Source organism: Chitinophagaceae bacterium (assembly GCA_016699815.1).
Classification (GTDB): domain Bacteria; phylum Bacteroidota; class Bacteroidia; order Chitinophagales; family Chitinophagaceae; genus Ferruginibacter.
Genome location: CP065012.1, coordinates 542,675 through 564,259, shown reverse-complemented (window position 1 = coordinate 564,259; position 21,585 = coordinate 542,675). Strand labels below are relative to the sequence as shown.

General features: G+C 38.7%; 21 protein-coding genes. 15 read left to right on the top strand and 6 right to left on the bottom strand.

The genetic code is table 11. The annotated features are described in order from the left end of the window. Nucleotides 1-27 precede the first annotated feature (27 nt). Together IPO46_02535 and IPO46_02530 are read left to right on the top strand one after the other, a co-directional pair. Complete coding sequence (locus IPO46_02535; GenBank protein ID QQS63503.1) at nt 28-930, top strand: TraB/GumN family protein; 903 nt, start codon at nt 28-30, stop codon at nt 928-930. A gap of 65 nt (nt 931-995) precedes the next feature. Beyond that, complete coding sequence (locus IPO46_02530; GenBank protein ID QQS63502.1) at nt 996-1,655, top strand: protein-L-isoaspartate(D-aspartate) O-methyltransferase; 660 nt, start codon at nt 996-998, stop codon at nt 1,653-1,655. Nucleotides 1,656-1,673: 18 nt separating this feature from the next. Here IPO46_02530 and IPO46_02525 read toward each other — a convergent pair whose 3' ends face one another. Then, entirely contained in the window at nt 1,674-2,540 is an 867-nt protein-coding gene (locus tag IPO46_02525; GenBank protein ID QQS63501.1) for an alpha/beta fold hydrolase, read from the bottom strand. Nucleotides 2,541-2,558: 18 nt separating this feature from the next. Between IPO46_02525 and IPO46_02520 the strand changes: the two genes are divergently transcribed. Then, the gene (locus tag IPO46_02520) at nt 2,559-3,314 is read left to right on the top strand and encodes a DUF2520 domain-containing protein (GenBank protein ID QQS63500.1); all 756 of its coding nucleotides are present in this window, start codon (nt 2,559-2,561) and stop codon (nt 3,312-3,314) included. Here IPO46_02520 and IPO46_02515 read toward each other — a convergent pair. Beyond that, nucleotides 3,311-3,961, bottom strand: coding sequence for a hypothetical protein (locus IPO46_02515; GenBank protein ID QQS63499.1), 651 nt, complete (start codon nt 3,959-3,961; stop codon nt 3,311-3,313). The two genes, IPO46_02520 and IPO46_02515, sit on opposite strands and share 4 nt — an antisense overlap. A gap of 132 nt (nt 3,962-4,093) precedes the next feature. Here IPO46_02515 and IPO46_02510 point away from each other — a divergent pair, with 132 nt between their 5' ends. The 6 genes from IPO46_02510 (at nt 4,094) to IPO46_02485 (ending at nt 8,132) form a co-directional block, all read left to right on the top strand. Further along, nucleotides 4,094-4,432: a (2Fe-2S)-binding protein gene (locus IPO46_02510; GenBank protein QQS63498.1), complete on the top strand. Its 339-nt coding sequence runs from the start codon at nt 4,094-4,096 to the stop codon at nt 4,430-4,432. A 57-nt stretch (nt 4,433-4,489) separates the two neighbouring features. Then, nucleotides 4,490-4,726: a Fe-S cluster assembly protein IscX gene (iscX, locus tag IPO46_02505; protein QQS63497.1), complete on the top strand. Its 237-nt coding sequence runs from the start codon at nt 4,490-4,492 to the stop codon at nt 4,724-4,726. Between the two features lie 7 nt (nt 4,727-4,733). Next, nucleotides 4,734-5,255, top strand: a complete 522-nt coding sequence (locus IPO46_02500) for an HAD hydrolase family protein (GenBank protein ID QQS63496.1) — start codon at nt 4,734-4,736, stop codon at nt 5,253-5,255. Nucleotides 5,256-5,319: 64 nt separating this feature from the next. Next, nucleotides 5,320-6,258, top strand: a complete 939-nt coding sequence (locus IPO46_02495; protein ID QQS63495.1) for a geranylgeranylglycerol-phosphate geranylgeranyltransferase — start codon at nt 5,320-5,322, stop codon at nt 6,256-6,258. A 6-nt stretch (nt 6,259-6,264) separates the two neighbouring features. Further along, nucleotides 6,265-6,831: a septum formation protein Maf gene (gene maf / locus IPO46_02490; GenBank protein QQS63494.1), complete on the top strand. Its 567-nt coding sequence runs from the start codon at nt 6,265-6,267 to the stop codon at nt 6,829-6,831. 35 nt (nt 6,832-6,866) lie between these two features. Then, nucleotides 6,867-8,132 carry a DUF2851 family protein gene (locus tag IPO46_02485; GenBank protein ID QQS63493.1) on the top strand — a complete coding sequence of 422 codons (1,266 nt, stop codon included), beginning with the start codon at nt 6,867-6,869 and terminating at the stop codon, nt 8,130-8,132. Here IPO46_02485 and IPO46_02480 read toward each other — a convergent pair. Further along, nucleotides 8,129-8,530, bottom strand: a complete 402-nt coding sequence (locus IPO46_02480; GenBank protein QQS63492.1) for an OsmC family protein — start codon at nt 8,528-8,530, stop codon at nt 8,129-8,131. The two genes, IPO46_02485 and IPO46_02480, sit on opposite strands and share 4 nt — an antisense overlap. Nucleotides 8,531-8,646: 116 nt before the next feature. On the opposite strand from IPO46_02480, the gene IPO46_02475 reads away from it, so the two are divergent. The 4 genes from IPO46_02475 (at nt 8,647) to IPO46_02460 (ending at nt 12,661) form a co-directional block, all read left to right on the top strand. After that, complete coding sequence (locus tag IPO46_02475) at nt 8,647-9,462, top strand: hypothetical protein (protein ID QQS63491.1); 816 nt, start codon at nt 8,647-8,649, stop codon at nt 9,460-9,462. A gap of 49 nt (nt 9,463-9,511) precedes the next feature. Further along, nucleotides 9,512-10,432, top strand: coding sequence for a lipoyl synthase (gene lipA, locus IPO46_02470; GenBank protein ID QQS63490.1), 921 nt, complete (start codon nt 9,512-9,514; stop codon nt 10,430-10,432). A gap of 51 nt (nt 10,433-10,483) precedes the next feature. Further along, nucleotides 10,484-12,070, top strand: a complete 1,587-nt coding sequence (locus tag IPO46_02465; protein ID QQS63489.1) for a peptide chain release factor 3 — start codon at nt 10,484-10,486, stop codon at nt 12,068-12,070. Nucleotides 12,071-12,175: 105 nt separating this feature from the next. Next, nucleotides 12,176-12,661 (top strand): hypothetical protein, encoded by a 486-nt coding sequence (locus IPO46_02460; protein QQS63488.1) that lies wholly within the window; start codon nt 12,176-12,178, stop codon nt 12,659-12,661. 5 nt (nt 12,662-12,666) lie between these two features. Here IPO46_02460 and purB read toward each other — a convergent pair whose 3' ends face one another. Beyond that, nucleotides 12,667-14,001, bottom strand: a complete 1,335-nt coding sequence (gene purB, locus IPO46_02455) for an adenylosuccinate lyase (protein ID QQS63487.1) — start codon at nt 13,999-14,001, stop codon at nt 12,667-12,669. 43 nt (nt 14,002-14,044) lie between these two features. Here purB and IPO46_02450 point away from each other — a divergent pair, with 43 nt between their 5' ends. Continuing rightward, entirely contained in the window at nt 14,045-14,779 is a 735-nt protein-coding gene (locus IPO46_02450; protein ID QQS63486.1) for a menaquinone biosynthesis protein, read from the top strand. Between the two features lie 5 nt (nt 14,780-14,784). Here the strand turns inward: IPO46_02450 and IPO46_02445 are convergent, their stop codons facing one another. Both IPO46_02445 and IPO46_02440 read right to left on the bottom strand, forming a co-directional pair. Continuing rightward, a complete protein-coding gene (locus IPO46_02445; GenBank protein QQS63485.1) occupies nt 14,785-18,819 on the bottom strand; it encodes a gliding motility-associated C-terminal domain-containing protein in 4,035 nt (1,344 codons plus the stop codon). A 64-nt stretch (nt 18,820-18,883) separates the two neighbouring features. Continuing rightward, a complete protein-coding gene (locus IPO46_02440) occupies nt 18,884-20,377 on the bottom strand; it encodes a polysaccharide biosynthesis C-terminal domain-containing protein (protein ID QQS63484.1) in 1,494 nt (497 codons plus the stop codon). Nucleotides 20,378-20,547: 170 nt separating this feature from the next. Between IPO46_02440 and IPO46_02435 the strand changes: the two genes are divergently transcribed. Further along, a complete protein-coding gene (locus IPO46_02435) occupies nt 20,548-21,567 on the top strand; it encodes a Gfo/Idh/MocA family oxidoreductase (protein QQS63483.1) in 1,020 nt (339 codons plus the stop codon). Nucleotides 21,568-21,585: the final 18 nt, after the last annotated feature.

The window sequence follows — 21,585 nt, the reverse complement described above, 5'->3', positions numbered from 1 at the left end:
GTTGATAAACTTCTTAATTTTACCCGTATGAGCAAAATTATAAACCTTTTTGTAGCTTTTGCAGTATTAATTTTTTTTAATGCCTGTAAAACCGGCAACCAATCGTTAAAATTGCCCCTGGAGCCTACACAACACACAGTTTTATGGGAAATATCCGGTAAAAACCTAAAGCAACCAAGTTATATTTTCGGCACTTTTCACCTTATGTGCAAAGAAGATATTGTATTTAGCGAAAACCTTAAAAAAGCGCTGGCAGGCAGTAAAAAATTATACCTGGAGATGGACCTCGATAATTTAAGCAATACCATGGGCGCTTTATTTTGTATGAATATGAATGGCAATAAAACGCTAAATGAGTTTTATACCCCGGAGGAATACAAGCGTATTGAAACGTATTTTAAGGACAGCCTTAAAATGCCTTTTACTATGTTTAATAAGGTAAAACCTTTGATGCTTGAATCAATGCTTTACCCAAAATTAATGCAATGTAAAACTTTGAGCGGGGTAGAAGAAGGGTTGATGAAACTTTCAAAAGAGCAAAATAAAGAGGTAGAAGGTTTTGAAACCATACAGTTTCAATGTGCCGTGTTTGACAGTGTGCCTTACGAAACCCAGGCAAAAGGTTTATTGCGTACACTTGATAGTATAGCCAGTTATAAAAAAGCGTTTCAGGAAATGCTGAATTTATATAAATCCCAGCAATTGGGTTTATTGGATAGCCTGATGACTAAGCAAAGTGAAGAAACAGGCGCAAGTATGGACATACTTTTGTATAACCGCAATAAAAACTGGGTGAAACAAATGGAAAAACTGATGCCCAAAGAAAACCTTTTTATAGCTGTAGGCGCCGGGCACCTGCCGGGTAAGCAAGGTGTTTTGCAATTATTACGCAACGAAGGGTATATGGTAAAGCCCATAAAGAATAAATAATTTTTTTACATTAATTATTGAACAACTGCTTTTAATTTGCAGTACAAAAAATCAGGCTAACTATTGTGAGAAAATTTGAAGATACTTACCGGCATAAAGGGCTAAGAAAAAAATTGATAGGCTCTTTAAGGGACAAAGGCATTACCAGCGAAAAAGTTTTGGACGCCATGAACGAAGTTCCCCGGCATTTTTTCCTGGATACAGCGCTGGATAATATTGCTTACGAAGACAGGGCGTTTCCAATTGCCGTAGGGCAAACTATTTCTCAACCCTACACAGTAGCCTATCAAACTTCGCTGCTTGAGGTACAGCCACAGGATAAAATTTTGGAAATTGGTACAGGCAGCATTTACCAGGCAACCGTATTGGCCGAAATGGGTGCAAAGGTTTTTACCATAGAAAGGCAAAAAAAGCTTTTTGAACTTACTCAAAAATTTGTTTTAAAATCCAAATACCCTGGTATAAAATTTTTTTACGGCGATGGCTTTGAAGGCCTCCCTACATTTGCGCCATTTGATAAAGTATTGATTACAGCTGCTGCTCCTTTTATTCCTCCCAGGTTGATTGACCAGTTGAAGATTGGCGGCAAAATGGTATTACCCCTTGAAACGGAACCGGGAAGCCAGCGCATGTTGCGTTTAACAAAAACCGCCGATGGAAAATTTGCAGAAGAGGAATTTGAGCAATTTAAATTTGTGCCCATGCTTAAAGGAAAAAAAAATTAGCATCGTTTAAAGGCTTTGTCAATCAACTGTTACATGGCCTTTGCTAAAAGATATGATTTCATTTATCACTTTGTCATTTCTGTAAATTTTATGATGCCCAAGGCCCTGGGTAATATAAAAACTGGTGTTAACCGGTTTGTCCTCCATAACTTTTTCTACATCTTCCATTGGGGTTATAAAATCTTCGGTATCCTGCACCCATAATATTTTGGCCTTAATATTTTTAATTGCCCTTTTTACACTAAACCATTCTGGCAATTTACCACTTCGTTCCCGAATGGTTTCAATCATAAGTCTTTTAATTTTTTTGTTGCTAATGTTTAAAATAGTATAGGCATTGTCTAATGCCCTTGTAGTTTCTGCGGCTGGCGCTATCAGGGCCAGCACCGTATTTTCCGAATGAATAATTTTTTCTAAAGCCAGGCATGCAGCAAGTCCGCCAAAGGAATGCGCAACATAAATATCAATAGGGCCGTAAGTTTCATTTATTTTTGGTATCATGTTACAATAGTCTAAAGCATTTACCGTTTTACCTTCACTGATGCCATGGGCCGGGGCATCAAATGCCAGTACTTCGTAACCGCTTTGAGAAAATGCCAGCGTAAGTTTTTCAAATTTGTGGATACTGGAACAGAAGCCATGCAGCAGCAGCACTTTGTTTTTACCGGAAGCAGAAACCCTAAACCCGTTAATTCTTATGTTATTCAGCAAAAACGATAAGGGTTCGGCAGTTTCAAAAATTTTTGCTTTGCTGCCTTTGAATTTTTCAGGAGGTGTACAGAAAAGTGTAAAAGCGTAATTTCCACATTTTTTAGGAAATAGGATTGAAAGGAGAATTAATTTATAACGTAAAAAAATATATAGTACTTTTTTTTGTATTTTCATTTTACAAAGTTATCACTTATGAAAATTGTATTAATAGGTTCTGGTAATGTTGCCACAGTTTTGGGAAGGCTGTTTATAAAAAACGGGCATACTATCCAATCTGTAATAAGCCAAAACATTGACCATGCCAAAACCCTTGCAGATGAATTTCTATCTGAATATAACAATTTTTCCAAGCCAATAAATATGGATTGTGATTTGGTGATCATTTCCGTATCGGATTATGGAATTGAAAATATCATTACAGAAATAATAGATAAGCGAAAACCGGTTGTTCATACCTCTGGTTCTGTTTCCAAAGATATTTTAAAAAAATATTCTGATAATTACGGGGTTTTATATCCATTGCAAACCATCCGAAAAGAAATGGAGACAATTCCGCTCATTCCTTTTTTAGTAGATGGTTCCTCAGAAGAAATGACCATATTTTTAGAAAAATTTGCCCAGACAGTTTCTGATAATGTACAAAGGGCAAGCGATGAACAACGCTGTAAAATGCACCTTGCTGCAGTAATTGCCAGCAATTTCAGTAACTATATGTATTGCCTTGCCGAGGAATATTGCATAAATGAAAAAGTAGATTTTAATATATTAAAACCATTGATTCTGGAAACTGCAAACCGGGTACAGCAAAATTCACCATGCAGCTTACAAACCGGCCCGGCTATAAGAAAAGATATCCAAACAATGGACAAGCACCTTCGATTGCTTACTACATATCCAAAGCTGCGTACAACCTACCTGCGTATAACAGATAGCATCATGAACCCTTAATGGTATGGTAAAATAATATTTGTTTGCACCTTGTAAGGATTTTTTAATTTTCCTTTTTCATTCATTGGGTCATCCACATACACCTCAAAGGCGGTACCGGCTTTTTTGCCGGGCTTAATTTCTTTGAGCATATCTTTTAAAGCTGTATAACCTTGTGCGGTTAAATTATAAGGGCCAAAAAAATGGGCCACTAATGCACTGTCGCTTTGGGTTTGTTTGGTAAATACTTTTTTGGGAAGTTTAGCGGGTATTTTATCTACAGGCAACCCAGCTTCAAAAAAATAGGGCGCTTTATTTTTTTGGTACCAGCAAGCCGGGGAACCTTTAAGGCTGAGTTTATTGGTTTTTATTACTTTCGTTAAAATACTATCGAAAATTTTGTTGAACTTTTTGGCCAGTAATTCCTCATTTGCCGCACTATCTTTTACCATTATGTAAATGGCTTTCGAAGTAAAACTATCTATAATATTAATAATAGGTGCTTTTAGGGTTTCATTTTCTTTCTTTTGAACGTTTATTGCAGGTTTGTTTATTGCCAGGCTGCTGTCTGAACTTGCATGTTTTGTATGGTTGTTATTGCCTTTGCAGGACATGATGGCAAATAAATAAGCGGTAAAAATTACCAGCACAAAAATTTGTTTTGTCATTACAAAAATAGTTTTAGTGTTTACCGGGAATACCGCCAAATTAAGCTTTTGTTTGCTTGTTTTTAATAAATAGCATCTTTTATTTTCCTTTATTAGTAATTCCTTTTAGGTTTGCAGGCCGAAATTTGCACTATGTACAAGATTACATTTAAATTTGAACAAAAAGGATTAGCACCTGTTACCCTCGAAAATATTGAGCCCAACCAATCGCTACTTGAAGTTGCATTAAAAAATGATATTGACCTGCACCACAACTGTGGTGGCGTTTGTGCCTGCAGTACCTGCCATCTTTATCTTGAAAAAGGTGAAGAGTTTGTAGAAGAACTTAGTGATGGTGAAGAGGATTTTATTGACAGGGCAGTAAATCCAAGGTTAAATTCACGCCTGGGCTGCCAATGTGTATTATTAGAAAATGAAGAAGGGGAAATAGAAGTTACCCTGCCGGATCAAACACAATTTTTAGGTGAATAATAGGAACCCTTATGCTGGTTTCATTTCATTTGCTTGTAGCATATTCAAAAAATTATTATGACATTTGAACCGCCAATTTACTGGAACGATTATGAAGATATTGCCCAAAAACTCTATGAGCGCTTTGGCGATGAATTCAACGAAGGGAAAATTTACCGTATCCGTTTTACCGACCTGCATAAATGGGTTATGGAAATTCCTCATTTTAAAGGCAAGCCCGAAGAAAGCAACGAAGGCCACCTTGAATTGATCCAAAGCACATGGGTGTATGAATGGCGGGATCAGCAAAAATAATTTTTGTATGAATGTACTATCCGGGTTTAAAAAAATACAGGTTTTTGTGCTGGATGTTGATGGCGTTTTAACAAACGGTAACCTGTTATTGCTGGATGATGGCCAAATGGCCCGGGTAATGAATATTAAAGACGGGTATGCCATGCAGCTTGCCATTAAAAAAGGCTACCACATTTTAGTTATTTCCGGGGGAAAATCTGCAGCCGTTAAAACGAGATTAAACCTTTTGGGCATTTCAGATGTTCATATTGGCGTGGAAGATAAACTCCAGGTATTAAAAAATTATATTTCCCAAAATTCTTTTTCTAAAGAGCAGGTTTTGTTTATGGGAGACGACCTGCCCGATTTTGAAGCCATGCAATTTGCCGGGATGGCATGTTGCCCTGCAGATGCCACTGCCGAAATAAAAGCACAGGCGCAGTATATTTCTCCTTTCAATGGCGGCCAGGGATGCGTAAGGGACGTTATTGAAAAAGTACTAAAGCTCAATGGGCAATGGGTACATAGCAATGGCACTTCATCTATTTAGAATCTTTACCGGCAATTCATTCCTTAATAGTTATTTCAGCCCTTGTTCTTTACATTTGTAATGCATGAAATTACTCACAGCATTTTTTCAACTGGCCAGGTGGCCAAACTTATTTTTTATTGCGCTTACACAATGCCTTTACTATGGTTGCCTGTTTAAAGCAGTAGCGCCGGCATATAGTTTGCGTGCAGATTTGTTCCTGTTCCTGCTGTTGGTTTTTGCATCGGTTTTAATTGCCGCAGCCGGCTATATCATCAACGATTATTTTGATCAGCAAATTGATAAAATAAATAAACCCCAAAAAGTAGTGGTAGGCAGAATTATTCACCGCCGATGGGTTATCCTTTGGCATTGGGTATTATCTGTAGCCGGCATCGGCATAAGTTTTTATATAAGTTACAAAACCGGTAAATGGATTATTGGCTGGGCAAATTTAGCTTCTTCTTTGCTGCTTTGGTTTTATTCAACCACTTTTAAAAAAAAGCTGCTGATAGGTAATGTAATTATTTCGGCGCTTTCTGCATGGGTAATTTTGGTAGTGTATTTTTTTGTGGGTGCAGGGTTTAACCAATGGTACCAGGGAGAAAATTTTATAAATTTTCAACGTTTTTTTAAGTTTACCACTGTTTATGCAGGCTTTGCATTTATTACTTCACTCATTCGGGAAGCGGTAAAAGACCTGGAAGATATGGAAGGCGACAGGCAATATAACTGCCGTACCATGCCCATTGTTTGGGGCGTTCCTGCATCTAAAGTGTATGTTGGCGTATGGTTAATTGTATGCATGGCTGCATTAATTATCCTTCAATTATATACCTGGCAATCCGGCATGAGGGAAATGTTGTTATTTATTGCCCTGTTTTTATTATTGCCATTAGTATTTATACTTAAAGGATTATTTAAAGCAGAAAAGGCAGCAGCTTACCATAAATTGAGCACATTAATTAAACTGGTAATGCTCACCGGCATTTTATCTATGCTGTTTTTTCTTTTATACCGTTAATAAATTATGCAAAAAATAATACTGGCATCGCAATCGCCCCGCCGCAAACAATTGCTGCAATGGGCAGAGCAACCCTTTGATGTAATAATTAGTGAAACGGATGAATCCTATAACACCGGCGATAGTTTCAGCAATATTGCCATACATATAGCACGCAATAAGGCAAGAGCCGTACTGGAAAAAACGGGTACTTCTTTACCCATACTTGCAGCAGATACCATCGTAATTTGTAACAACCTAATTATTGGAAAGCCAAAAGATAATAACGAAGCCATTGATTTTTTAAAGCAACTTTCGGGCAATACACATTCGGTTATTACGGGTGTGGTAATACTCCAGGGCAATAATGAAAAGTATTTTGCCGATGAAACAAGGGTAACTTTTCATGAACTAAGCAATGATCAAATAAATTTTTATGTAGAAAAATATAAGCCTTATGATAAAGCCGGCGCTTATGCCATACAGGAGTGGATAGGCGTGGTAGGTATAAAAAAAATTGAAGGCGATTTTTATAATGTAATGGGCTTGCCGGTAAGCAGGGCAATAAAATTGCTACATGAATTTTTTTCCTAACGGGCCTTTCGTAACTTCCCGTAAATCTTTTCCGTATGACCGAGCAACTCCTCCAGTTCATCTGGCAATTCCGGTATTTTAATTTGCAGCAACTGGCAACAACCCAAAACGAAATTTTGCAAATTATCCATTCCGGCAACCATAATACAAACCAGGGTCCCGATTTTTTAAATGCCAAAATAAAAGTGGGCAATACGCTTCTTGCCGGTAGCATTGAGTTGCACTTAAAGGCGACAGACTGGATAAACCATAAACACAGCACTGATAAAAATTATAACAATGTAATCCTTCATGTGGTTTGGCAAAACGATAAAAATATCGGCCTTCCTTTTCCTGTGCTGGAATTGCAGAACAGGGTTTCCGTCCTTTTGTTGAAAAAGTATGCAGGTATAATGGATACAAAATCATTTATTCCCTGCGAAAAGCATATTGGCGCACTGCCTGCCCTCACCATAAGTTCCTGGAAAGACAGGGCTGCAGCAGAAAGGATGCAGCAAAAAGCAGCTTATATCCAATCTTTATTGCAGCAAAATAATAATCATTGGGAAGAAACTTTTTGGTGGCTGCTGGCACGCAATTTCGGATTGCCCCAAAATGCAGATGCATTTGAGGCAGTTGCAAAATCATTGCCTATTACTATTTTGGCAAAGCATAAAAACCAGTTGATTCAGACTGAGGCTTTACTGCTGGGCCAGGCAGGGTTATTAAACGAAGACTTTGAAGAACACTATCCAAAAATGCTAAAAAAAGAATATTTATTTCTCCAAAAAAAATATCAATTACCCGCCATTCACATCCCGGTAAATTTTTTACGCATGCGGCCGGCCAATTTTCCTACAGTAAGGCTGGCACAACTGGCAGCGCTCATCCACAGCAGCGTACACCTGTTCTCAAAAATAAAAGAAACCACATCTTTAAAAGAGATTATTAAGCTGTTGCAATGCACTGCCAACGATTACTGGAATTACCATTATCGTTTTGAAAAGGAAACAACAGTAAAACCCAAATCACCCGGAAAACAAATGTCGGGCATCCTTTTATTAAATACCGTTATACCTGTATTGTATACTTATGGGCTGCTGAATAAAAAAGAGGAATATAAAACCCGTGCCATTTTATTTGCAGAAAGTATTGCGCCAGAAAAAAATTCAATTACTGCAAACTTCGGTCATTTGGGTATTACCTGCCTTAATGCTTACGATTCGCAGGCGCTTATTTACTGGAAAAAAAATTATTGCACTGAAAAACGTTGCCTGCAATGCAGCATAGGTAATAAAATATTAAAGCCGGAAAAAGGTTAACCCCAATGATAAACCACTACCAACTCAATATCAGGATGAAGGCTTTTTACAACCGGGCAATTATCGCCAATTTGCTGTAATACTTTTTGGTTATGCTCAGCAATGTTGCCGGGCAAATAAAGATAAATTTCAATTTTACCAATTCTTCTTGGGTTGGCCAGCATGTGTTTGGTAACTTCCAGTTTTGTGCCGCTAAGTTCTACGGCCATATCCTGTGCACGAATGCCCATTGTAGTTATCATGCAGGTGGCCAAAGCCACACAAACCGTATCCGTTGGGCTAAAGCGTTCACCCTTTCCAAGGTTATCGGTAGGGGCATCGGTTTCTATTACTGTACCACTTTGTACATGGGTGCATTTGCAGCGTAAATGGCCGGTGTATTCAATATTTGCAGTCATTTATTATATATTTTAAACGTTAAAAATGTCTATAAAGCAATTAAGAATTGTTATAATGCTATAACTTACAAAAAGGCCGTTATTTTTGTGTAAATTTACTTAAGTAAATCCCATTCATGAAGAAATTATTTTTATTGCTAATGAGTTTTGCCCTGGTACTGGGCGTTTGTGCCCAGGAAAATACCGAACCTAAAAAATCAAAAAAGGAAAAGCGCAAAGAAGAAAAGCAAAAACGCATCAACGAAATCATAAGGCAGGAAGAAGAAGGAATAATAACCTATAGAAAACATTTTGTTTTTGGCGCCAAGCTTACTACGGATGGTTATGGTGGATTTTTTGAAAAAGCCCGGGCAAAAACTTTGAAAAAAGGAATGCTTTACCAACTGGAGATTACCGAGCGCAAACACCCAAAGGAAGAGAAAATTCAATCGGCAATTGCCTATAACTCATACCCATTTGTTTTTGGAAAAATGAATTTCTTTTATCCGGTAAAATTGGGAGTGCAGCAACAAATATTGCTGGGCAATAAAAGCAATAAAAACGGCGTGTCCATTACCGGGAATTTTGGTGGCGGTATTACTTTAGGTTTATTGCGCCCTTATGAAGTGCAAATACAGGATTCGCTGGGCCAACTTAAATATATAACTTATGAGACAGACAGCCTGGCTTATGCAGATGCCTATTTGCATGGAGCCATTATTTCGGGGCCATCTTTGGGCCGTGGCTGGAGCAAATTAAAATTAAGGCCGGGAGTATATGCAAAAGCAGCAGTGAGGTTCGATTACGGGCAATACAATGAAATGGTGAATGCATTGGAAATAGGCATTGCCGGTGAGTTTTATGCAAAAAAAATCCCACAAATGGTTTATAACAAGCAAAAGCAATTTTTCTTTTCAGCTTTTGTAGCAATTGTTTTGGGAAAAAGGAAATAAATAAAGTATAACCGTAAATTAAAACTAAGGTTTTAACCAGTAATAAAATATGAGTTGCAATACAGGGATAATAGAAAATGTACCCAGTGAAGAAAAAATTAAAAAACCATCATGGTTAAGGGTGCGGTTGCCAATTGGTGAAGAATATAAGCATGTAAGGAGCCTGGTAGATACGCATAAACTGCATACCATTTGCGAAAGCGGAAATTGCCCCAATATGGGTGAATGCTGGGGCGCAGGTACTGCAACATTTATGATACTGGGCAATATTTGCACCCGTAGTTGTGGGTTTTGCGCCGTGGCAACAGGAAGGCCGCTTGCAGCCGATTGGAACGAACCACAACGTGTTGCCGAAGCTATTCATTTAATGAAAGTAAAACATGCAGTTATAACATCTGTTGACAGGGATGATTTAAAAGATGGAGGCAGCGCTATTTGGTATAATACAATTAAAGCTGTAAAAAACTTAAACCCCGAAACTACTTTAGAAACCCTGATACCCGACTTTAAAGGAAATAAGGACCAAATAAAGTGTGTGGCCGATGCAGCTCCGGAAGTAGTAAGCCATAATATTGAAACTACAGAACGCCTCACCAGGCAGGTGAGGATACAAGCTAAATACCGCAGGAGCCTCGATGTGCTGGAAACACTCAGGTCATTGGGTATGCGTACCAAAAGCGGTATAATGCTGGGCCTGGGAGAAACCCGGGAAGAAGTAGTGCAAACTTTAAAAGATTTAAATAATAGCGGTGTAAACGTAGTTACACTTGGGCAATATTTACAGCCTACCAAAAAGCATTTAGCCGTTCAGCGTTTTGTACACCCCGATGAATTTAAAGAATACCGTAATATAGGCTATAAACTTGGGCTCGATTTTGTGGAAAGCGGCCCATTGGTACGCTCCAGCTACCATAGCGAGAAACATGTTATTGCCGGGTATGGCAGGCAGCAATGGCTTAGCGAACAGTAATCGTTGAAGTTTTTCTTACGCCATTCCGTTTACTTATCTTTGCGCCTGTTTATGAAATACGATAGCGAAATCAACAGGCGAAAAACCTTTGCCATCATTAGTCACCCCGATGCCGGTAAAACCACACTCACCGAAAAATTACTTTTGTTTGGCGGAGCCATTCAAACCGCAGGTGCCGTTAAAAGCAATAAAATAAAAAAACATGCTACCAGCGATTTTATGGAAATTGAACGGCAGCGTGGCATTTCTGTTGCTACCAGCGTAATGTCGTTTGAGTATAAAAATTTTTTGGTAAACCTGCTGGATACTCCAGGCCACAAAGACTTTGCCGAAGATACCTTTCGAACGCTTACTGCTGTGGACAGCGTGGTGCTGGTAGTGGACAGTGTAAATGGAGTGGAAGAACAAACCCGCCGGCTTATGGAAGTTATCAGCATGCGCAAAACACCGGTTATTGTTTTTATCAATAAAATGGACCGGGATGGCAAAAACAGATTTGAACTATTGGAAGAAATTGAAAAAGAACTAAAAATCCAGTTGCACCCAATGACCTGGCCCATTAACAGCGGTAAAGATTTTAAAGGCGTTTATAATATCCATGAAAAAAACCTTGTACTGTTTACCGCAGGTACAAAAGCCGTTGCAGCAGACCAAATAAAAATTGAAGAACTTTCAGAAAATATTTTAAACAAAAAGATTGGGGAAAAAGATGCGGCTGCATTAAGAGAAGATGTAGAACTGGTAAGTGGAGTTTACGGTGAACTTAATACACCCGAATACCTTGCAGGAAATATTGCACCGGTATTTTTTGGCAGCGCTGTAAATAATTTTGGCGTTAAAGAAATGCTCGAAACTTTTATTCGCATTGCACCTACACCCAGGCCAAGGCAAACCAATAAAAGAGAGGTAGCGCCATCTGAAGAAAAATTCAGCGGATTTGTTTTTAAAATACACGCCAACCTCGATCCCAGGCACAGGGACAGGATAGCTTTTTTAAGAGTGTGCAGCGGAAAATTTGAACGCAATACCTATTACCACCATGTACGGCTCAATAAAGATTTTAGGTTTAGTAACCCCTATTCTTTTATGGCCAGGCAAAAAGAAGTTATAGAAGATGCCTATCCCGGCGATGTGGTAGGCTTGTTTGATACGGGAAATTTTAAAATTGGCGACACGCTCAGCCAGGGCGAAGATTTTTTTTACACTGGCATACCCAGCTTTTCGCCTGAAATATTTAAAGAAGTGGTAAATAAAGATCCCATGAAAACCAAACAACTGGAAAAAGGACTGCTGCAACTTACCGATGAAGGCGTAGCCCAGTTGTTTACCCAATTTTCGGGCAATAAAAAAATTATTGGTTGCGTGGGCGAATTACAGTTTGAAGTAATTCAATACCGGCTGCTGCAGGAGTATGGCGCATCTGTACAAATGAATAACCTGCCTTTTTATAAAGCCTGCTGGATTACTTCCAAAAGCCCGGAAAAGCTGGATGAATATACAAAATACAAACAGGCCAATATTGCCGAAGATAAAGATGGCCACCTCGTATATCTTGCCCAAAGCGAATGGTTTTTAAATACAGAACGCAGCAATAACCCCGATATAGAATTTCACTATAGCAGCGAAATTCACAAATAAATGCAATTGTGAATTAATTGAGTAGGCAGTAAAAATTTATCGGCCTTAAATTTGCTGTTTAAGTAATGTAAGGCTGAATAAACGGCCTGTTAACCTCTATAATTTATGAAATATTTCATCTTTGCTGCATTGCTTTTTGTAATGCTTCCTGCATCTGCACAATTAAAAGCAACTGCCCGTTGTCCGGAAATGCTTGTAGATATTTTAGATGGGCATATAAACAGGGTTTCCCCCAAATTTACTGCTGGTGAAATTAAAAAAGTATTTCCCTGCTATACCAGCGAAATAGAAAAAACAGACAGCATGGCCTGTGCAGGTGTTTTTATTAAAGATAAGGGCTTATCGTTTTTTACCGACAGGAATTATATTGAAATAACTGATGTATATAAAGGCAAAATGGAACCTGCAGTAATGGGCGCACCAAGAGGCAGCCTGTTTAAATTTTTGGGCAACGCATCCATAAAAGATGATAGTTGGGATGCTTTTATTACCAGGTATGGAACTCTTATTTTATATTACAATACTACCGGTAAAGTAAATAAAATTCAAATGAGCAGCAGGGCTGCAGATTATATTAAGTTGTGTAATTAAGTCTTCTAAACTCCGGTATAGTTTTGCGGCGTAATACTTTTTAATTCTTTTTTTATTGCAGCGCTTACTTTTAGCTTTGCAATAAATTGATGAATGGATTTTTTATCCACCACCTTTTTTCCCCTGGTTAATTCTTTAAGCGCTTCATAAGGTTGCGGATAGTTTTCCCTGCGTAAAACGGTTTGAATGGCTTCGGCCACCACAGCCCAGTTGGCTTCAAGGTCGGCATGTAATTTTGCCTCGTTTAAAATGAGTTTGTTTAAACCTTTTTCAATAGATCGAATGGCAATACTGGTATGGGCAACGGGTACGCCAACATTTCTTAAAACCGTACTGTCGGTTAAATCCCTTTGTAATCTGGATATGGGAAGCTTGGCCGAAAGGTGCTCCAACATTGCATTGGCCAATCCAAGGTTACCTTCTGCATTTTCAAAATCAATGGGGTTCACTTTGTGGGGCATTGCACTACTGCCTACTTCATTTTTTTTTGTTTTTTGTTTAAAATAATCCATGCTGATGTATTGCCAAATATCCCGGCACAAATCAATTAAAATGGTATTGATGCGTTTAATGGCATCAAAATGTGCGGCAAGTGTATCGTAATGCTCTATTTGGGTACTGTATTGCTGCCGCTGCAAACCCAGTTTATTTTCCAAAAAATCGTTGGCAAATTTTATCCAGTTATATTTTGGATAAGCCACATGGTGGGCATTAAAATTTCCGGTAGCACCGCCAAATTTTCCCATAAAAGGGATATAGCTAAAAAGCTGTACCTGGTTTTCCAGCCGTTCTGCAAATACCATCATTTCTTTTCCCAGCCTTGTTGGCGAAGCTGGTTGTCCATGCGTTCTTGCAAGCATAGGAATGTTTTTCCAGGCGGATGCAAGTTTTATAATATGTTGCTGAAGGTTCAAAACATCTGGCAGGTATTGTTGTTCAATAGCATCTTTCCATAGTAAGGGGAAAGCCGTATTGTTAATATCCTGCGATGTAAGGCCAAAATGCACCCACTCTTTTATGTTTTCTTCTCCTAGCTGTTCCAGCTTTTCTTTAATAAAATATTCTACTGCTTTTACATCATGGTTGGTGATTGTTTCCGTTTGCTTTATTTTTTGCGCATCTTCCTCACTAAAAGATTCGGCACAATGGGTTAATGCCGTTTTGGTTTTGGGATTTAGTTTAAAAAATTTTTTTTCCGATAAAAACAAAAAATAGGCTACCTCCACTTTTACACGGTACTTCATTAAGGCATATTCCGAAAAATACTCCTTTAATTGGATGCTGTTTTTATGATAGCGGCCATCAATTGGCGAAATAGCAGTAAGTGGCGTTAATTGCATATAGTAATAAGAAGTAAATTTGCACAAATTTAAATGAAAGCAGTTGGACAGAAAAATAAGGATAGGCGCTGTAAGTTACCTCAATACAAAGCCTCTTTTATATGGATTTGAAAAAGGGTTGCTGGATACAGAAACATCAATAATAACCGATTACCCGGCTGCCCTGGCAGAAAAATTGTTGCATGACGATATTGATGTGGGCCTTATACCGGCAGCAATTTTACCGGCGCTTAAAGAGCGGCATATCATATCAGAATTTTGTATAGCTGCAAGTAAACCAGTGGCAAGTGTGTGTATTTTTAGCGAGGTACCCATTACCGCAGTAAAAGAAATTTATTTAGATTACCAAAGCCGTACTTCGGTGGCGCTGGCAAAAATATTAGTAAAGCAATACTGGAAAATTACGCCCAAATATATAACGGCACATGAAGGGTACGAACAAAAAGTTGGACACACAACTGCTGCATTGATCATTGGGGATAGGGCGCTCAATAAATTATCATCGGTGCCTTATGTTTACGACCTTGCAGAAGCGTGGCAGCTCATGACAGGCCTGCCCTTTGTTTTTGCCGTGTGGGCCGCCAATAAGCAATTACCATCAGCATTTATTCATACGTTTAATGAAACAACAGGAATGGGTTTAAAGCATATTCCCGAAATTATTGCCGCAAACCCTTTTGAAGCTTACAACCTGCATACCTATTTTACTCAAAATATAGATTACAGGATGGATGAAGCAAAAATGCAGGGTTTGCAATTATTTTTAGAAATGTTGTAATTGGGTTACCTCAGCAAAATAACATTACCTTTTCTTGAAAAAGGCCCGCAACCTGTTTTTCCGCTAATTTGGAACACATAAGCGCCTGCATCAGCAGGCTGGCCTTGAAATTTACCGTTCCAGCAATTTGCAGGGTCGTTGGTTTCAAAAACCTTATTGCCAAAGCGGTTAAAAATCACAAACCTGAATTCGGAAATAGAAGTAAATCCCCATTTTTTGATACCGAAACATTCGTTTCTGCCATCGTCATTGGGTGTAAAAGCGCTGGGTAGCTGGTAATCATTAATATTAATGGCTATCCTGTTTACCAAAATACTGTCCTTATTGGTACAGCCATTTTCATCTTTACCGGTTACCACATACATAGTGCTGTTGCTTGGATGCGCTATGGTGGCCGGGGAATTATTGCTGCTTAAAGTACCGGCAGGTTGCCAGGTATAAGATGAAGCGCCGTTGGCAAATAAAACGGCAGTTAATGTAGCGCAGGAAATATCGTTGGATTTAGTTACAGTAATATTGGGTAAAGCAATTACCCTTACTGTTACAGTGAAGATGCTATCCTTATTACAATTTAAATCGGTAAGGGTAAGTTGAAAATTTTGCGTAGCAGGTGGGTTGGCAATTGGGTTTATACTATTAAGATTACTCAAATAGGGCGAAGGAGCCCAGGTATATTTTACGCCATTTATACCATTTGCACCATCTAATGTTACGGAACCATTTAAACAAAATTCTTTCTCTGGTGGCTGAAGAAATGTCTTTGGGTTGGTTACTAAAATGGCTACGCTGTCTCTATTGCTGCATCCATTGCTACCGGTTCCTGAAACATACAATACATGGTTCCCAGCCGGGCCGTTAAAAACAGGGTTTGCCGTATTGGGGTTATTTAAATTGCCTGATGGGCTCCAGGTATAGGATATTGCACCGGTTACGGAAAGTGTAACGGCTTGATTGTTGCAAATACTTGTATCGGCATTGGCTTTAACTACTGGCGGAATTTTAACAGTAATAACAATAGTATCTTTTCCTGTGCAATTACTGGCGCTTGTTCCGGTTACATAATAAGTGTAGGTGCCGGCTGCAATAAACGAAAATATAGGATTGGCAATATTTGGATTATTTAAACCTGTTGCCGGGCTCCATGAGTAGGTTGAAGCGCCTGTGGTAGATAAAATAATTGGTTTATTTGGGCATACCGCTGTATCCACAATACTATTTATGGGAAGCGTTCCACTTATAGCAATGTTTACAGTATCTTTTGCAATGCATCCATTTGCTGCGGTGCCGGTTACATAAAAAACATAATTACCCATGGCTCCCGAAAAAACCGGGTTTGAAATATTTGGATTGTTTAATCCGGCTGCAGGGCTCCAGGAGTAAGTGGCAGCGCCGGTTGTTGTTAATACAATTGTGTTGTTTATACAAGCAGATGTATCATTAAGTGTTTTTACATTGGGCAGGGCTTTTATGCTCACCAAAACGGTATCTTTTGCAATACAGCCAAGTGCATTTACCCCAGTTACAATGTATTGCTGTGTAGCTAAAGGGCCAGCAACAGGATTGGCAATATTGGGATTGTTTAAACCGGTTGGCGGACTCCAGGTATAAGTTACTGCGCCCGATGCACTAAGTGGTACAGATTGATTTTTACAAATTGCCGTATCAATGGATGCGGTAATATCGGGGTTGTCAATAAAAACAGTAACGCTATCATGCCTTATGGTAATGGCTGCAAATGAAATATCATCCAATGCAAAATCATTGCCTTGCACCAAAATATTTTTATTGATAATGGAAATATTTGCCGTGGTATTGTTGCCGGAGTTCCAAGTAGTACGAAATTTTGCCCAGGTACAGGTGGGAAGGCTGGCCGTAATAGGGCTACCAATAGCATTTCCGTTTATAGAAAATTGCAGCTGTGCCGGGTTGATGGCCCCTAATGCCTGTATCCAGGTAGAAAAGGAATAATTGGTATTTGGCGTAACGGTAATTGTTTTTTTCCAAACTTCAAGGTTTGGGGTTGGCGATCCGTTTACGAGTAACATATTACCGCTGCCGCTTGTATGGTCTATGCAATTGCTCAGTGCAGCATTCCATGTTTGTGGATTGTTGCCAACATAATATTCGCCTTCGGTAGTGTTGGTACCTGCGTAAATATATTGCGAAGTAAAACCAGTATTACCCAATGAAAAATTACCGTTGTTAATAAGGTTATTGCCTATTACAGATGCATTGAGATAATAAGTGGTAGTTTGAGATGGGGTTGCCACCGGGTTTTGAATTGTTATACTGCTTAAGCCTGCAGCAGGCCACCAGCAATATTCCTCAGAAGCCTGCGCCTGCAGGCTTAATGAAGCTCCCGGGCAAATAGTGGTATTGTTGGTTACCACTAATGGGGTTGAATTGATGACAGAAACATTAATGGATTTTATAACTGTATCCATGCAGGTTCCGGTATTTTGTACCAGTTGAACGTTGTAGGTGCCTGCGGTGCCATAAGTATGGTTAGCAAGTGTTGACCCGTTGCTGGTAGCGCCATCTCCAAAATCCCATTCAATACCTGTGCTACCCTGGGTAAGGCAACTGAATGTAAGGTTATTGGGGTTGCAAATATTTTGTGTAAAGCTAAAGTCCTGGTGGCTGCTGCAGGCTGGTAAAACAATTACGCATGAGTCTGCAATAAAGTTGCATTGCGGTACTGTAGCATTAATGGATGCGGCGCCTGCAAGGGTTCCGTTAAATGCAGCATTGCCCTGCTTGTTCAGCAGGTTGTCAAAAATATAATATGCCATCAGGCCCGTTTGCGTGCCAGGCGAGGGAAGTGAGCTGTTCATGTATTGCTGAATTTGCGCCTGGGTTCGGGCTACATTCCAAATGCGGATTTCGTTCATATAGCCATAATGTTGATAATTGGGACCGGGTGATGTCGCTCCTTCTCCAATAGTTGTTAGAAAATCATTTGTTATTAGATTACCAGTACATGAAATACTACTCATAAGAAAACCATTTCGGTAGAATTTTAATATTGTACCATCATATACCATTGCCACATGGTAAACTTTATCTTTATTTGGCATACAAGTAACGGGTGTATTTTTATAACCATTTGTAGTTGTAATTTCCGCAGTATAGGGCATTAATGAATAATTCACATCAGATGGCCCGGTATGTTTCGATACAAGTTTGCCAAAACCAGTATTACCCCATGCACTATTAACATTTACTAATGCTTCTACAGTAAGTTGATCGCCATTAACGTCAATATCTCCTATGGTAACATTGGAAGAATAGGAGGGAGTTTCAAGCCAGTTATTGCAGGTTAAAACAGAGTTACAGGATGACAATGCCGAAATTTCATCTGCATTTAATACCTTGTGATATAGTCTTACCTCATCCATCTTCCCTTTATAAAAATCACCAAAGGCATCTCCCTTTTTGCCAATTGCAATTTTTGATGCCGGCCCGTCTTGTAAAATAAAAAAGGTTTGCGTTAAATCCTGATCTTCTAAAACACCATTTACATACAAATGCCAAATACCGTTTTTATAAGTAACAATAATATTGTACCAGCAAGGGTTTGTAGTGAATAAGGTGCTGCCATTTACAACATGCGTGGCAGAGTATCCACTCATTGCATTATAATTGAAAACATAAGTGCCGTAATTCCATTGCGATGCATTAAAATTTGGGTTAGCTGGAGATTTTACCACTATTGCCTGTGCAGGCCAGGCATTTCCGGCATCGGGTAATACATCTACCGAAATAGTAAAAGAATCCTGGGGTGAAAAATTATACAAATTAGAATAAGGAAGTTGAATGTATGAGGTACTTCCATCAAAATAATAAGCTGCATTTGTCTGGCCAAATTTATCTGATGTGAGTGATGCATTGTTTACTGTTCCATTAATGTTATTTCCACTTGCATCTGAAGCGGTTCCGCTAAAGGGATAATAGGCTACCAATCCATTACTAAGATTTACCTGAGAAAAAGAAAATTGACAACAAATGCAAAGAAAAATAAATAGAGCAAAATTTCTCATATAAAGGCTTTGGCAGAATTAAAAAAACGGGTATATTCTTTAAAATAAAGATAAGGATTTTGGATTATTTGCCCGAAAATCTTTTTAGTACAGATTCTATAACGGGCTTTACATCTGGCGAAATATTCCTAAAATATACGGCTGCAATAAACAAGAGGCCAAAAAGGGCCGAACTGCCAACCATAGTAACCAGGCCGGTATTATTGTTAAAAACCAAATGAGTTATAAAATAGGCAAGGGCAGCAAATAGCAATACTTCAATAGTTTTGGACGTAAAGGGTTGCAGACGAAATTTTTTCCATAAAAACCAAATGCGTACCAGGTTGTAAAAAATAAAGGAGATAAGGTTGCTTAATGCCGGGCCAATAATACCAAATTTTACAGTAAGCGTGTAACTTAGCGGAATAATTAAAGCCGTAAGTAAAAGGCTTGTCCATAGTTCAAAGCGCCAGTAAGTGGAAGTGCCAATTATCTGGCTGTTTACCCCGGTGCCCATTTCTATTATAGTTACTAAACCCATAATAAAGAAAACCCATTTACCAATCAGGTACTCCGGGTTGATATTAAAAAAGGAAATTGCATTGGAAAAATTTATCCAAATAAGTATAAAAACAAAAAGCGAAAAACAAAGCAGGTTAATGGAAGATCGCTGATAGATTCTGCCTATTTCTTTTGTATCCTTATCTTTCCATGCACGGGATAAAATAGGGATGGTAATGGCCACAATACTCCTGAAAGGCGCCTGCATAATGGATGCCAGGTAAGTGGCAAAGGCAAAAAAAGCGGCATTTTCCAGGTTTATTTTTGATGCAAGCACAAGGCTGTCAATACTGGAACGCAGCACGCCTACAAAAACCACCAGGCTGGTAAAAGCCAATATGGCTATAATCTTTTTCCTGAATTTTTTGGTTACCCTGCTGGTAGCAAAGCTTACCCAAAGTTTTTTTTCACGGTATAAAATAAAGGCCAGTACAATAAATATTACCAGAAACTGCAAGGTAAACAATTGCATAAAACTGCGAAAGCTGATAATACCCGCAATTTTTAAAACTATAATTACAAGTGTATAAAAACGCACCAGCGTTTCTTTTAAAAAGCTGGTGAGTACACCCTTACCAAAACTATAGGAGTAGGCCTCCAGCACCTGGAAAAGCAGGATGCAGAAACCCATGGGAATAATGTAATAAAAATACTCCACCAATAAAGGTGAATTTTCGCTGAATTTTCGGATTACCAGCGGTTTTAAAATATATAAAATAGACGACATGGCAATAAAGCCAAACAATGCAACCTTTAAAGCAAGGCCAAGCATATCGTTTTTTTGCGGCGCCAGGTTGTCTTCGTAATAAGGAAAAAACTTGTATAAAAAAGAGGTTACCCCAAGTGCAGATAAGCCGCAAACCAGCATACTCAGCTCCCTTAACGATGTAGTAAGGCCGTATTGTGCAGCCGAAAACCAATGTAAATTGGTGAAAAGATAAACATTGATGGCCCCAATTAAAAAGCCAGTATAAATCCACCAGGTAGCTTTAAGGGTTCTTTTTCTTATTTGGGACATTAATTTGCTTTAAATTGAAGCGAACAATTAATAAGCTATTTTTGCGAAATTATGGCAAAGCAGGGCAATAGCCAATAATTAATCAACGGCTATAATTTAGCGGGATTTGATTGGGCAACCATGCCTGAACTGTATTTCAAAAAATAAAAATTTAAGGCAGATAAACCTGTATGAATAAAAAAATAAAATTTGCTGTGGTGGGTTTTGGCCATATTGGTAAGCGCCATGCAGATTTAATTGTAAAAAACGCAGATGCGGAACTTGCGGCTATTTGTGATATTAAGCAAAAAGAGCTTTTGAGATTAGAAAATTATGCGGTGCCCTTTTATCAATCAATAGAAGATTTACTCCATTCAGGAATAGCCGTTGATGTAATCAATATTGCCACACCCAATTCACTCCATGCTTCACAGGCATTACAATGCCTGGCCCACAATAAACATGTGGTGGTGGAAAAACCATTATCGTTAAAGAAAAGTGATGCCGAAGAAATTGTTTTTAAAGCATTGCAGGTGCATAAGCATGTATTTGCCGTAATGCAAAACCGGTATTCGCCACCATCAGCCTGGCTTAAAGAAATGGTAAGCTCCGGCATTTTGGGAAAAATATTTTTGGTGCAAATCAATTGCTTTTGGAACCGGGATGAACGCTATTATGTAAAAAACAGCTGGCACGGCAGCAAAGAACAGGATGGGGGAACTTTATTTACCCAGTTCAGCCATTTTATAGATTTGATGTATTGGGTTTTTGGCGATATTGAAAATATAAAAGCCAGGATGGCTACTTTTAACCATAAAGAGCTAACTCAATTTGAGGATAGCGGGTATGCATTATTTGATTTTAAAAACGGCGGTATGGGCAACCTTAGCTTTTCCACTTCGGTATGGGATAAAAACCTGGAGAGCAGCATGACCATTATTGCAGAAAACGGCAGCATAAAAGTGGGCGGGCAATACATGGATAAAGTAGAATATTGCCATGTAAAAAATTACGAAATGCCCCAATTAAAGCCCACCAACCCGGGCAACGATTACGGCGCTTACAAGGGCTCGGCAGCCAATCACCATTTTGTAATAGATAATGTGGTGGAGGTGTTGAATAATAAATCATTTATTACCACAAATGTTTTAGAAGGCATGAAAGTGGTGGAAATTATAGAACGTATTTATGCAGCAGCAACAAAGGTTTAATTGATAAATCAAAATTTA

Bases quoted from the DNA above. Each gene is read 5' to 3' on its own strand.
- maf (QQS63494.1), top strand. From the start codon at position 6,265: ATGCAAAAAATAATACTGGCATCGCAATCGCCCCGCCGCAAACAATTG.
- IPO46_02510 (QQS63498.1), top strand. From the start codon at position 4,094: ATGTACAAGATTACATTTAAATTTGAACAAAAAGGATTAGCACCTGTT.
- IPO46_02465 (QQS63489.1), top strand. From the start codon at position 10,484: ATGAAATACGATAGCGAAATCAACAGGCGAAAAACCTTTGCCATCATT.
- IPO46_02525 (QQS63501.1), bottom strand. From the start codon at position 2,540: ATGAAAATACAAAAAAAAGTACTATATATTTTTTTACGTTATAAATTA.
- iscX (QQS63497.1), top strand. From the start codon at position 4,490: ATGACATTTGAACCGCCAATTTACTGGAACGATTATGAAGATATTGCC.
- IPO46_02475 (QQS63491.1), top strand. From the start codon at position 8,647: ATGAAGAAATTATTTTTATTGCTAATGAGTTTTGCCCTGGTACTGGGC.
- IPO46_02535 (QQS63503.1), top strand. From the start codon at position 28: ATGAGCAAAATTATAAACCTTTTTGTAGCTTTTGCAGTATTAATTTTT.
- IPO46_02520 (QQS63500.1), top strand. From the start codon at position 2,559: ATGAAAATTGTATTAATAGGTTCTGGTAATGTTGCCACAGTTTTGGGA.
- IPO46_02440 (QQS63484.1), bottom strand. From the start codon at position 20,377: ATGTCCCAAATAAGAAAAAGAACCCTTAAAGCTACCTGGTGGATTTAT.
- IPO46_02500 (QQS63496.1), top strand. From the start codon at position 4,734: ATGAATGTACTATCCGGGTTTAAAAAAATACAGGTTTTTGTGCTGGAT.
- IPO46_02485 (QQS63493.1), top strand. From the start codon at position 6,867: ATGACCGAGCAACTCCTCCAGTTCATCTGGCAATTCCGGTATTTTAAT.
- lipA (QQS63490.1), top strand. From the start codon at position 9,512: ATGAGTTGCAATACAGGGATAATAGAAAATGTACCCAGTGAAGAAAAA.
- IPO46_02445 (QQS63485.1), bottom strand. From the start codon at position 18,819: ATGAGAAATTTTGCTCTATTTATTTTTCTTTGCATTTGTTGTCAATTT.
- purB (QQS63487.1), bottom strand. From the start codon at position 14,001: ATGCAATTAACGCCACTTACTGCTATTTCGCCAATTGATGGCCGCTAT.
- IPO46_02480 (QQS63492.1), bottom strand. From the start codon at position 8,530: ATGACTGCAAATATTGAATACACCGGCCATTTACGCTGCAAATGCACC.
- IPO46_02435 (QQS63483.1), top strand. From the start codon at position 20,548: ATGAATAAAAAAATAAAATTTGCTGTGGTGGGTTTTGGCCATATTGGT.
- IPO46_02515 (QQS63499.1), bottom strand. From the start codon at position 3,961: ATGACAAAACAAATTTTTGTGCTGGTAATTTTTACCGCTTATTTATTT.
- IPO46_02460 (QQS63488.1), top strand. From the start codon at position 12,176: ATGAAATATTTCATCTTTGCTGCATTGCTTTTTGTAATGCTTCCTGCA.
- IPO46_02495 (QQS63495.1), top strand. From the start codon at position 5,320: ATGAAATTACTCACAGCATTTTTTCAACTGGCCAGGTGGCCAAACTTA.